Raw genomic sequence first — 11,746 nt, 5'->3', positions numbered from 1 at the left:
CGTGCGGTACGCGGGCCGAGGGCGCCCCCGCCGCCCGTGCGGTACGCGGGCCGAGGGCGCCCCCGCCGCCCGTGCGGTACGCGGGCCGAGGATGTCCCCGCCGCCCGTGCGGTATGCGGGCCGAGGGCGCCCCCGCCGCCAGGGCGCACACTGAATGAGGCCGGACCACCCGCCGGCCGAGCACACCCGCCACCCGAGCACACCGCTCCCGGCCGACCGATTGGACCCCACGTGTCACGCGTCATCCTGGTAGTCCTCATAGGGATCTGCGTCTATTTCTGGTTCAGGTCCCGGCGCGGCGCCGACCGCATGCTCTCGTCGATGACGGGCGGCGACCGGGCCGTGGCCGGCGACGCGACGCAGGGCTCCGAGCGCTCGGCCGAGCTGGGCCTGCTGCCCGCGGAGAAGCAGGACACGCGGTACGCGGCGGCGCCCGACCCGGCGGACGAGGTGGCGCTCGCCGCGGTGCGCGCGGGCGACTGGGGACCCGCGGCCGACCTGCTCGCGGCCCAGGCGGCGGCGAAGGACTGGGAGCGGCGCGCGCTCAGCGTCGAGCTGCTCGGCCGGGAGGCGGCCGCCGGCGCGGCGTGGCTCGACGCCTGGGAGGCGGCGCGGCCGGGCGACGGCGACGCGGCGCTCGTGCGGTCCGCCGCGGCCACGCCCGTGGAGCGCCCCGGCGGGGCGGCGGGTGCGCCGGACGGGGCGGCGCGCCCTGCGCGGGCCGCCGCGCTGGAGACGGCGAAGCGCGCCCACACGCAGGACCCGGTGCCGTATGTGGTGGAGCTCGCGGGCGCGGTCGCGGCGGACCTGTCGCACGCGGAGGTCAGCGCCCTGTTCAAGGAGGCGGTGGCGCGGGCGCCGTATCTGTACGCGGCGCACGAGGCGGCGCTGCGGTACTGGCTGGCAGGCGGCAAGGGCTCGCCCGCGCTCGCGGAGGAGTTCGCGGCGGACGCGGCGGACGGCGCGCCGCTCGGCTCGCTGATGTCGGCGTTTCCGCTGATCGCCTGGTTCGAGGAGCACCTGGAGAGCACTCGCGACCCGGAGGAGTACCGGACGGACGAGCTGTCGCGGCTGGTCGACCGGGCCCTGATGGACGCGGCTGCGGCACCCGCCGCGCACCCGCGGCTGCCCGAGCTGCGCCACCTGCTGGCGTACTTCCTCTACAAGCAGGACAGGTTCGACGCGGCCCTCGAACAGTTCCGGCGGGTCGACGGCTATGTGAACGCGCTGCCGTGGCGGTACTACGCGCGGGAGGGCCTCTACATGCGGGCCCGCGACACGACGGTGCGCAACGCGTCCTGAGGCGCGGAGAGTTCCCGGCGCGTCAGCACACCGCGGGTTCCCGGGGAGCGGTCCTCAGAGCTTCATGGCGAACAGCCCGGCGGGCCGCTCGCGGCGGTAGCCGAGCGAGGCGTTGACCGCGAGCATCGGGGCGTTGTCGTCGGCGACCGAGGTGGACAGCTCCCGCACGCCTGGGTGCTGCTCGTGCAGCACGTCGAGCAGGCGCCGCTTGACCGCGCGGGCGGCGCCCCGGCCCCGGTGGACGGGGAGGACGGCCGTGTCGCCCTGGGCGGCGCGGGTGTCGCCCGGCGCGTGCAGGACCGCCTCGGTGTACGCGACGACCGCGTCGGAGCCGTCGAGCGCGGCGACCGTGATCAGCAGCCCACCGCGCGCCTCCACGAGCCGCGCCGCCTCCCGCACCCGGCGCGCGTCCCAGTGCGGCTGCCGCCACGCCGGGTCGCCGCCGGGGGCGTCCACGAGCACGTTGTGCACCTCGGCGAGGGAGCCGGCGAGGGCCTCGGGCGCCGCGCCCGTCCAGTGGGCGAAGCGCAGCCCCTCAGGCAGCGGCAGCGGCGCCGTGGCGGCGAGGGCGGGTTCCACCCGCAGCACGTACCGGGTCAGCGGCAGCACCTTCACGAAGCCGAGGCTGTCCACGAACGCCTCGCCCGCGCCGCCGAGTTCGACCCGGGTGGAGACGGACGTGCGGCCCTCTTCCGCGAGCAGGTCGCGGATCGCCGTCCACAGGCGGGCGCCCACGCCGCCGCGTCGCACCCCGGGATCCACCACCAGCTTGTGCAGGTACGCGGTGTGCTGGTGGGGCGGCCTGGTCCACAGCAGGAGCGACGCCACCCCCTCGTAGGAGCCGTCCCGCGCGACGGACGCGAGGTGCACCTCGCGTCCGTCGAAGGGCTGCACGCCCAGCCTGCCCGCGGTCTCGGAGCGGCTGGGCTCGGGCACTGCTGCCGGGACATCACGGATGTGCGCGGCGCTGACCACCGCGTGCCAAGCGTCTATCTCGGCGTCCGAGGGCGGGTTTCCCAGTGTGATCAGCATGTAGAGAACCTACGCGTACGAGGGTGGCGACGCCCCTGGCTTACGGGGTGTCCTGGCGGCAGCCCGGGGCCGGCGGGACCGCGGCCCCTGCGGGGACGGACACGGCGGACGGCGGGAGCGTACGGACGGACAGTGGGCCGGGTGCTTGCGGACGGTGGGCCGTGCTGTGCGGATCGTGCCGTGCGGGTCAGGCGGCCACGTTCGCGGTGACCGTGACCCGTCCCTTGCGGATCGTGGCCAGCCTCGGGGCGCGGCGGGCGATGGTGCTGTCGTGAGTGACCATGATGAAGGTCAGGCCGTGCTCTTTCCAGAGCCCCTCCAAGAGTTCCATGATCTCGTCGCGCATCGACTCGTCGAGGTTTCCCGTCGGTTCGTCGGCGAGCAGCACCCTGGGCCGCTTCACGAGGGCCCGCGCGATCGCCACGCGCTGCTGCTGCCCGCCGGAGAGTTCGCCGGGCAGATGGCCGAGCCGCTCGCCGAGCCCCACCGACTCCAGTGCGTCCGCGGCCTGTTGGCGCCGTGCCGCGCCCTTCGTGCCGAGGGGTACGAGGGCGGTCTCCACGTTCTCCTGCGCGGTGAGCGTGGGGATCAGGTTGAAGCCCTGGAAGACGAAGCCGATGGTCTCGGCCCGCACCCTGGTCAGCCCCGCCTCGGACAGCGCGCCGAGGTCGGTGCCGTCGAGTGCGACGGTGCCCGCGGTGGGGCGGTCGAGGCCGCCGAGCATCTGGAGGAGCGTCGACTTGCCGCCGCCCGTGGGGCCCTGGATGACGAGTCTGCCGCCGTCCGGGATGGTCAGGTCGACGCCGTCGAGCGCCTGGACGGTCTGCTTGCCGCGCCGGTAGCGCTTGGTGACTCCGGTGAGCTGGTACATCGGTGTGACTCCTGGTGACGAGAGAGGCGACAGGTGCGGGAGGGGATGAGGAGGGCGGTATGGCCTGCGGGACGCCCGGGGCGGGTACGCCGGGCCGCGGCGCGGGGCCCGCGGCGCGGCGTACCGCTCGTACGGCCGGCTCGGGCCGCGCGTCTACTCGATGCGGCGCAGCGCGTCCGCCGGGCGCAGGCGGGAGGCGCGCCAGCCGCCGAACCCGCCCGCGACAAGGCCGCCCGCCACGGCGAGCGCGACGGCGACGGCGATCACACCGGGCGAGACCGGCGCGGTGAGCGAGACGTGCACGGCCTTGGCGGCGAGCTGCCGTCCAGGGCCGCCCGCGCCACCCCCGCCGCCCGCGCCGCCGCCCGCGCCGCCGCCGAAGCGGCCGGCGAAGCCGCTGCCGGATCCGCCGCTTCCGGCGCCGGCGAGCTGCGCGGTCAGGTTCGGGCTGATCGCGGTCACCGCGTACGCGCCGACCAGGCCGAGCGCGATGCCGAGCACACCGCCGATCAGGCCGTTGACCAGGGCCTCGCCCATGACCTGCCGGGTGACGCGGCCACTCTTCCAGCCGAGTGCCTTGAGGGTGCCGAACTCCCGGACGCGGCGGCTGACGGCCGAGGAGGTGAGCAGCCCCGCGACCAGGAACGCGGCGACGAGGACCGCGATCGACAGCCACCTGCCGACGTCGGAGGCGAGGCCTGACGCGGTGGACAGCGAACCCGAGACGGTGGAGGCGAGGTCGGCCGAGGTGGTGACGGTGGTGCCGGGCACGTTCTTCCGCACGGCGGCCTTGACCGCGGCGATCTGCTGCGAGTCGGACGCCTTCACGTAGACGGTGGTGACCTTCGCCTTGGCGTCCGCGAGGGCCTGGGCCCTCGCCAGCGGCAGGTACACGTCGGCCGCGGCGTCGCCGCTGTCGGCGGTGGCGAGGCCGACGACCTTGAACGCGGTGCCGTGGACGGTGAGGTTCTTGCCCACGGCGAGACTCTTCTGCTTGGCGTAGCCGCTGTCCACGACGGCCACGTCCGCGCCGGTCTCGGACGCCTTGAACGTCCGGCCCGAGGTGATCTTGGAGCTGGTGAGCGGGCCGAGCGCGGGATCGGTGACATCCGTGCCGAAGACGGTGTAGGAGTCGACGCTGAAGGAGGCGCCGCCGCCCTGCACCTGGCCCCCGGTGCCGCCGGCCGCTCCCCCGCCGCCGAAGCCGCCGCGACCGCCGCCCTGGCCCTGTGTGACCGCGCCGCGCTTGAACTGGCCGTTGACCTTGAGGACGTTGAGGCTGAGCCCGCCGGCCGCGGCGGCGACCCCGTGCTGCCTGCCGACCTCGGTGACGGTGGTGTCGGCGAGCGTCTGGAAGCCCTGCACCGTGACGCGGTCGGTGCTCTGGCTGCTCTTGTCGTCGTCGTCCTGGCCGCGGAAGTCGAAGCGGGGGCGGCCTCCGTCGGCGCCCGCGCTGCTGCCCGGGGCGGGGGCCGCCTTGGTGACGGTCATGTCGGTGCCGAGGCCGTACAGGGACTTGAGGACGGTGTCCTGGGCCTTGTTCATGCCCGCGGTGACCGAACTGACCACGATCACGAGGGCGATGCCGAGAGCGAGTCCTGAGGCGACGACGAGGGCCGCTTTTCTGCGGCGTCGCAACTCGCGCCGGAGGTAGGTGACGAACATGGCGTGAAATTACGGGCGGGGCGTGAGCGCTTGTTGAGGCGGTGATGAGAGCACCATGAGAAGCGGCCGGGCCCGGCACGGCGCCCCGTACCCGCGGGGGGTACGGGGCGCCGTGCCGGGCCCCTGGGTCGCCCGGCTCGCGCGGCCGGTCAGACGGCGGAGCCCGCCTGCCAGTCGGACCAGCTCATGTTCCAGCCGTTGAGGCCGTTGTCGGGCTGGACGGTCTTGTCGTGGGAGTTCTTCACGATGACCACGTCGCCGAGGAGCGAGTGGTCGAAGAACCAGTGCGCCGGCATGTTCGGGTCCTTGGCGCCCTTGACGTCCTGGAGCCCGACGCAGCCGTGGCTGGTGTTGGAGTTGCCGAACACCGAGGGCGCGCCCCAGTAGTTGCCGTGCACGAAGGTGCCCGAGTTGGTCAGGCGCATCGCGTCGGGCACGTCCTTGATGTCGTACTCGCCCTTGCCGTCCGAGTCCGTGAAGCCGACCGTCGCGCCGTTCATGCGGGTCTTCTTGTACTTCTCGGAGATGACCATCTGGCCGTTGTACGTGGTGTGGTCGGGCGAGCCCGCGGAGATCGGGATCGTGCGCACGGTCTTCCCGTCCTGCTGGACGACCATGGTGTGGGTCTTGGCGTCGACCGTGCTGACCTGGTTGCGGCCGATGGTGAAGGACACGGTCTTCTGCTGGACGCCGTAGACGCCGTCAGCGCCCTGCACACCGTCCAGGTTGAGCTTGAGCGTGACCTTGCTGCCGGACTTCCAGTAGTCCTGCGGGCGGAAGTCGAGGCGCTGGGAGTTGAACCAGTGGCCGACGACCTGCTGGCCGCTGGTCGAGGAGACCTGGATGTGCGACTGCACGTCCTTCTTGTCGCTGATCGCCTTGTCGAAGTTGATCGACACGGGCATGCCGACGCCGACCGTGGAGCCGTCCTCCGGCGTGAAGTTCCCGATGAAGCTGTTGTCGGGCGACACGGTGGTGAAGGTGGCGTTCTCGGTCGCGTCGCGGCCCTTGGCGTCCTCGGCGGTCGCCGCGATCTTGTACGTGGTGGAGCGGGAGAGCTGCCCGTCCGGGCTCCAGCTCTTGCCGTCGGCGGCGAGCGTGCCCTTGACGGCGGTGCCGTCCGCGGTGGTCAGGCTCACATGGGTGAGGGTGCCGTCGGTGACGCGGACCTTGGCCGCGTTGTTGATGCTGGCGTTGTCGGCGCCGTTGCCCGGCGTGATGGATATCTTCGCGTCGGACGTGTCCTGAGCGGCGGCCTTGTCGACGGCCTCCGCCTGCGCGGACTGCTTCGGCGAGGACGAGGAGTCCCCGCCCCCGTCGCCGCCGCTGCATGCCGAGAGCACCAGGACTCCGCCCAGTACCGCGGACGCGGCCGCAATGCTGTTGCGCCGCTTCCTTTCCGTCATCACACGCATCTCCATCATCGCCGAATCCTCTGCCGGCGGCTTCTGCGAACTCCGCCGGTAGCTTCTAAGAACAGCCTTCGCGGGCCGTTCGGTTCCACACCGCCGCGCGATGTGTCCGAGGCCACTGGCGCCGCGGCGCCGCGGTGTGCCGTTCTCGCTCCCCGGCCCGCGCGGGGCCAGGCCGCTGCCGGGCCGGCGGGGCGCCGCCCGACGCGGCGGACCGGCGTTCGGAGCGGGGCCGGGTCTCCCAGGGTGACACGGTTTCCGCGCGACTCGTGACGCCTCGTCCGGATCGGGGACCGTTCAGGACGTGGGTCCCTGACCGAGGTCCCGGACCCGGCGGTGGACGCGGCGTGTCCGCCCGTGCACGCGGCGTAGGAGAAGCGGAGCGCGACTTTCCCCGGCCGGGCCGGGTTCACTAGCATCGGCCCACCCCGCCAATTCGGCTTCGTCACAAGGGGATCGATCTCGTGCCCGTCGCCTCCCGCTCCTCAGCGTTCCGTCCGCTCGTCACCGCAGGTGCCGCCGGGGTGATGCTCTGCGGTCTCTTCTTCGTGCCCTCAGCCCACGGCGAGGGGCAGCGCGGTGAGACACCGCACAGAGACGGAAGGACCGCGGTCTTGACGGACCTGGTCCACGGCGACCAGGACGCGGCGGCGCCCGCGCAGGGCTCGGCGCCCGGCGACGACGGGGCTCCCGGCGACGACGCGGCCGGCGCGCGGGCCTCGCGCCAGTTCGCGCTGGGCGAGGCGCCGGCGAGCGACGCGACGCCGTATGTGATCGGCGCCGCGGGCGTGCTGTGCGTCGGCGCCGCGTACGGCGCACGCGTGGTGCGCCGCAGGAACGCCGCGGCCTGAGCGCCACGGACCGTACGGGGCGCCCTGAGGGGTACGGGCGGCGCTGCGCGGCCCGAGCGGGTACGGGCGGCGCCCGGCGGCGCACCCGTACCGCTCCGGCGGCGGCTCAGGCCAGCGGGCCCGTGACCGGCTCGACGGCGCCGACCAGGGCGCCGGACCGTACGAAGGCGTCGGCGGCGGCCAGGTCGGGCGCGAGGAAGCGGTCGGGGCCCGCGCCCCGCGCCCCGGCGGTACGGAGCGCCTCGATGACCGCCGTGCTCGCAGGCGCGGCCGTCAGGCCGGAGCCCGGCCCCGTGCGCAGCTCGATCGCCCGGGTCGCCGCGTACAGCTCGACGGCGACGACCCGGGTGAGGTTGTCCACGGCGGTGCGCAGCTTGCGGGCCGCCGACCAGCCCATGGAGACATGGTCCTCCTGCATCGCGGACGACGGGATGGAGTCGACCGACGCCGGGTTCGCGAGCCGCTTCAACTCGCTGACCAGCGCTGCCTGCGTGTACTGAGCGATCATCAGGCCCGAGTCCACACCCGGGTCGTCGGCGAGGAACGCGGGCAGGCCGTGCGACCGGTTCTTGTCGAGCAGCCGGTCGGTGCGGCGCTCGGCGATGGAGGCGAGGTCGGCCGCGGCGATGGCGAGGAAGTCGAGCACGTAGGCGACGGGCGCGCCGTGGAAGTTGCCGTTCGACTCGACCCGGCCGTCCGCGAGGACCACGGGGTTGTCGACGGCGGCGGCGAGCTCGCGCTCCGCGACGGTGGCGGCGTGGCCGAGGGTGTCCCGGCCCGCGCCCGCCACCTGCGGTGCGCAGCGCACCGAGTAGGCGTCCTGGACGCGCGGCGCCTCGTCCTCCTGGAAGTGGCCCGTAAGACCTGAACCGGCCAGCACGCGCAGCATGTTGGCGGCGCTCGCGGCCTGGCCCGGGTGCGGACGCACGGCGTGCAGCTCGGGCGCGAGCACGCCCTGCGAGCCGAGCAGCGCCTCCAGGGTGAGGGCGGCGGTGATGTCGGCCGAGGTGTAGAGGCGGCCGAGGTCGGCGAGGGCGAGCACCAGCATGCCGAGCATGCCGTCGGTGCCGTTGAGGAGCGCGAGCCCCTCCTTCTCGCGCAGTTCGACGGGGGCGATGCCGTGCTCGGCGAGCAGTTCGCCCGCGGGCCGCACGGCCCCGTCGGGGCCCTCGGCCTCGCCCTCGCCCATGAGGGCGAGCGCGCAGTGGGAGAGCGGCGCGAGGTCGCCTGAGCAGCCGAGGGAGCCGTACTCGTGGACGACGGGCGTGATGCCCGCGTTCAGCACGTCGGCCATGGTGCGCGCGACCTCGGGCCGTACGCCCGTGTGCCCGGAGGCGAGCGTCTTCAGCCGCAGGAACATCAGGGCGCGCACCACCTCGCGCTCCACGCGCGGGCCCATGCCGGCCGCGTGGCTGCGCACGATGTTGCGCTGAAGCTGCGCGCGGAGGTCCTGCCCGATGTGGCGGGTGGCGAGCGCGCCGAAGCCGGTCGAGACGCCGTAGACGGGGTCGGGCTTGGCCGCGAGGGCGTCCACCACGGCGCGGGCGGCGGCGAGCGCTTCCAGCGCCCCGGTGCCGAGCTCCACCCGGGCGCCCTCGCGGGCCACGGCGACGACGTCCCGCGCGGTGACGCCCGACGTCCCCAGCACAACGGTATGCATATCCATATTCAGCAGCGTACGGACTGAATCGGCACCTGTCACCGTCTGGACGCCCGCCGCGGGCCCCCGCCTCCGGCAAGCACCGCCCGCGCCCCTGTCGCGACCGGAGCCCGCGCCGCAACGGGAGCCGGCCCCGGCACGCGAGCCCCCCAGGCGGGAGGCGGACCCCCAGGCGGTACACGGACCCCAGGCGGTACACGGCCCCTCAGGCGGTACACGGGCCCTCAGTCGGGACGCGGGCCAGGGCCGGGGCCAGGGCCGGGACCGGGGCCAGGGCCGGGACCGGGGCCAGGGCCAGGGCCAGGGCCTGGGCCGGGCTCCGGCGGCGGGAGCGGCGGGCGGGTGTCGCGGAAGTGGCGGCGGGCGCCCTCCGCCGGGGCAGGCGCGTCCGGGGCCGCGTCGGCCAGGCGGATCGCCACGCCGTCGCGGCCCGCGACCACCGGCACGGCCGAGCCCTCCGCCTTCGCCCGGTACTGCGCGGCGTCCGCGAGCCGGAACAGCCGCCGCGCCGAGCGCACCTGCCCGATCGGATCGGCCGTGGAGGCGACCCCGCAGGCCACGCCCTCGCCGAGGTCGAGCGCGCCCGCGCGCAGACACAGCTCGTCCGCGACGACGATCACCTCGTCCGCGCCAGGCCCCACCGTCAGCAGGCAGAACTCATCGCCGCCGAGGCGGGCGGCGAGCGCGCCACGCAGCTTCGCCGCGCAGACGGAGAGCACCGAGGCGAATCGTTCCAGCAGCTGGTCGCCGACCGCGTGGCCGTAGGTGTCGTTGACGGCCTTGAGGCCGTTCAGGTCGCACACGACGAGGCTGACCACGCTGCCCTCCGCGCGGTGCCGCGCGATCGCCTCGTCGAGGCCCGCGTCGACCGCGCGCCGGTTGGCGAGCCCGGTCAGCGCGTCGGTGAAGGCGAGCCGCCTGACCTCTTCGAGCCGCTCGGTCTGCGCGATGCCCGCGGCCACGACCGACGCGATCACCGTGGCGAAGTCGGCGTCCTCCGGGCCGTAGGCGGGGGCGCCGACCGGCCGCGCCACGTACAACTCGCCCCAGGCCGTGCCGTGCAGGATGATCGGCGCGACCACGCAGCAGCCGCGGCCCCTGCGGCGCAGCGCGGCCACCCGCTGGTGGCAGTAGCCCGGGTCGCCGCCGGCCGGCCCCGCCGCGGTCTCCACCCAGGCGTGCGGCCCGCCGCCGCCCGCCCACTTCTCGTGGAGGAACTCCGCGATCTCCGGGAACTGATGCACCGGGTACGCCTCGTCCTCGGGGAACTCCTCCTCACCGGCGGCCCGCTCCCCCGCGTTCACCAGGACCCTGAGCCTGCCGAGGTCGCGCTCCCACACCGAGAGCGCCGCGAAGCTGCCGCCGAGCGCGGCGCGGGCGCCCTGGGCGGCGGCCCGCCAGGACTGGTGCGGCGACTGCGCCGCGGCCATGCCCTGGGCGAGCGCCACCATGGCGCGCATGCGTACATCTACTCCCATAACCCCACCTTAGGGCCGTTCGGGAGATTTCGATCACCTGGAGCGATGGACGGCTACGCAGGGTGCGCGCCACGGGTCCCGCGGGCGCTCACTCCCCCGGCCAGCGGGGGGCGCGCTTCTCGTTGAACGCGGCGACGCCCTCGGCACGGTCGCCCGAGAACGCCACGGAGCGCCACGCGGCGTCCTCCACCTCAAGGCCCGTGCGCAGGTCCAGCCCGTGTCCGAGCCGCAGGGCGCGCTTGGCCGCGCGCAGCCCGACCGGCGAGTTGGCGGCGATCCGCGCGGCCAGCGCGAGGGCCTCCTCGCGATCCCGCCCCTCGGCCGCGAGGAGGTCGACGAGCCCCAGCTCGCCCGCCTCGGCCGCGGCCACCTTGCGCGCCGTGAAGACCAGTTCGGCGGCGCGGGCCGCCCCGACCCTGCGGGGCAGCAGCTGCGTGCCGCCGCCGCCGGGGATCACGCCGACCGACACCTCGGGCAGGCCGACGACCGCCGTGGGGTCGGCGACGATCAGGTCGCAGGAGAGCGCGAGTTCGAAGCCGCCGCCCAGCGCGAACCCGTGCACGGCGGCGACGGTCGGCATCGGCAGTTCGAGCACGCCGGTGTACGCGGCCCGCGCCACGGGCCGCTGCCGCAGCAGGTCGGCGTCGCTGAAGCCGTTCCGCTCCTTGAGGTCGGCGCCGACGCAGAACGCGCGCGGGTGGCTCGACGCCACCACCACGACCCGCGCGGACCGGTCGGCGGCGAGCGCGCCGCAGGCGTCGGCGACGGCCCCGGCCATCGCGGTGGACATCGCGTTCATCGCCTCGGGCCGGTCGAGCAGCAGTTCGGCCACGGCTCCCCCGTCCCCGTGCCGCCGCACCTCGACGACCCCCCCGAACCGCCCCTCGACCCCGCCGCTGTCACCCATGCGCCCTCCCGCACTCGCCACCGGAGCCCCGATGTTAACGACGGTTCATTCCCTTGCCCAGCACACCCGGATGTGGCGGCGTGCGCGGCAGATCCCATGAGCGGAACCGATGACGTGCGGCGGAGTCAGAGGTCGCCGTAGCCCAAAAGTCCGTTCTGGAGGACGCGCCGACGGAAACCACCTGGCCCGAAAGGCAGGAAGTACGCACCCTCCAGGAGATGGTCGGCCAGCTCCTCGGCCATCACCATCGTGAGTCTCTTCGCGCGAATCGCTTCGCACAGCACCGGGACAGTCGCCGCGACTTTGAGCCCGTCCTCCTCGGCGATCTGGCGTGGCGTCGTCCACGACGATTTCGCAACCACCGATCTCGCCCATGGCGAGAACCTCAGGACCGCCAACCATCCGCGGGCGGCAAAATGACGTAATGGCCCCGTATCGAAAACCCAGGCGTCGGCAGGCACCGTCACGATACAAACTTCCAGATCTCGTCGGCCCTGCGCACCCGAATGTCCGGCAGGTCTCCCTCGTCGAACGTGCCTCGAAGCAGTTCGAGGGACCGTTCACGACT

At 74.3% G+C, this 11,746-nt stretch carries 10 protein-coding genes; 2 read left to right on the top strand and 8 right to left on the bottom strand.

Features of this window, described 5'->3' with window-relative positions; genetic code table 11:
- Positions 1–231 precede the first annotated feature (231 nt).
- Positions 232–1,302, top strand: coding sequence for a hypothetical protein (locus tag ABEA77_RS15385; protein ID WP_345646863.1), 1,071 nt, complete (start codon positions 232–234; stop codon positions 1,300–1,302).
- Positions 1,303–1,356: 54 nt separating this feature from the next.
- Here ABEA77_RS15385 and ABEA77_RS15380 read toward each other — a convergent pair whose 3' ends face one another.
- From ABEA77_RS15380 to ABEA77_RS15365, 4 genes are all read right to left on the bottom strand, one after another.
- Positions 1,357–2,334, bottom strand: a complete 978-nt coding sequence (locus ABEA77_RS15380; protein ID WP_345646860.1) for a GNAT family N-acetyltransferase — start codon at positions 2,332–2,334, stop codon at positions 1,357–1,359.
- Positions 2,335–2,521: 187 nt separating this feature from the next.
- Complete coding sequence (locus tag ABEA77_RS15375) at positions 2,522–3,205, bottom strand: ABC transporter ATP-binding protein (RefSeq protein ID WP_345646857.1); 684 nt, start codon at positions 3,203–3,205, stop codon at positions 2,522–2,524.
- A gap of 153 nt (positions 3,206–3,358) precedes the next feature.
- A complete protein-coding gene (locus tag ABEA77_RS15370) occupies positions 3,359–4,870 on the bottom strand; it encodes an ABC transporter permease (protein ID WP_345646854.1) in 1,512 nt (503 codons plus the stop codon).
- Positions 4,871–5,019: 149 nt separating this feature from the next.
- Positions 5,020–6,291: a L,D-transpeptidase gene (locus ABEA77_RS15365; RefSeq protein WP_345646997.1), complete on the bottom strand. Its 1,272-nt coding sequence runs from the start codon at positions 6,289–6,291 to the stop codon at positions 5,020–5,022.
- A 605-nt stretch (positions 6,292–6,896) separates the two neighbouring features.
- On the opposite strand from ABEA77_RS15365, the gene ABEA77_RS15360 reads away from it, so the two are divergent.
- Positions 6,897–7,133: a hypothetical protein gene (locus tag ABEA77_RS15360; protein WP_345646852.1), complete on the top strand. Its 237-nt coding sequence runs from the start codon at positions 6,897–6,899 to the stop codon at positions 7,131–7,133.
- Positions 7,134–7,239: 106 nt separating this feature from the next.
- On the opposite strand, the gene hutH is transcribed toward ABEA77_RS15360, so the two are convergent.
- The 4 genes from hutH to ABEA77_RS15340 form a co-directional block, all read right to left on the bottom strand.
- Positions 7,240–8,799 (bottom strand): histidine ammonia-lyase, encoded by a 1,560-nt coding sequence (hutH, locus tag ABEA77_RS15355; protein ID WP_345646849.1) that lies wholly within the window; start codon positions 8,797–8,799, stop codon positions 7,240–7,242.
- A gap of 218 nt (positions 8,800–9,017) precedes the next feature.
- Positions 9,018–10,271 (bottom strand): GGDEF domain-containing protein, encoded by a 1,254-nt coding sequence (locus tag ABEA77_RS15350; RefSeq protein ID WP_345646847.1) that lies wholly within the window; start codon positions 10,269–10,271, stop codon positions 9,018–9,020.
- An 88-nt stretch (positions 10,272–10,359) separates the two neighbouring features.
- Positions 10,360–11,178 (bottom strand): enoyl-CoA hydratase/isomerase family protein, encoded by an 819-nt coding sequence (locus tag ABEA77_RS15345; protein WP_345646845.1) that lies wholly within the window; start codon positions 11,176–11,178, stop codon positions 10,360–10,362.
- Positions 11,179–11,303: 125 nt separating this feature from the next.
- Positions 11,304–11,645, bottom strand: coding sequence for a hypothetical protein (locus ABEA77_RS15340; RefSeq protein WP_345646843.1), 342 nt, complete (start codon positions 11,643–11,645; stop codon positions 11,304–11,306).
- Positions 11,646–11,746: the final 101 nt, after the last annotated feature.

The sequence above is a fragment of the Streptomyces tremellae genome (genome assembly GCF_039540215.1).
Taxonomy (GTDB): Bacteria; Actinomycetota; Actinomycetes; order Streptomycetales; family Streptomycetaceae; genus Streptomyces; species Streptomyces tremellae.
This window is presented reverse-complemented; position numbering and strand designations above follow the sequence as displayed.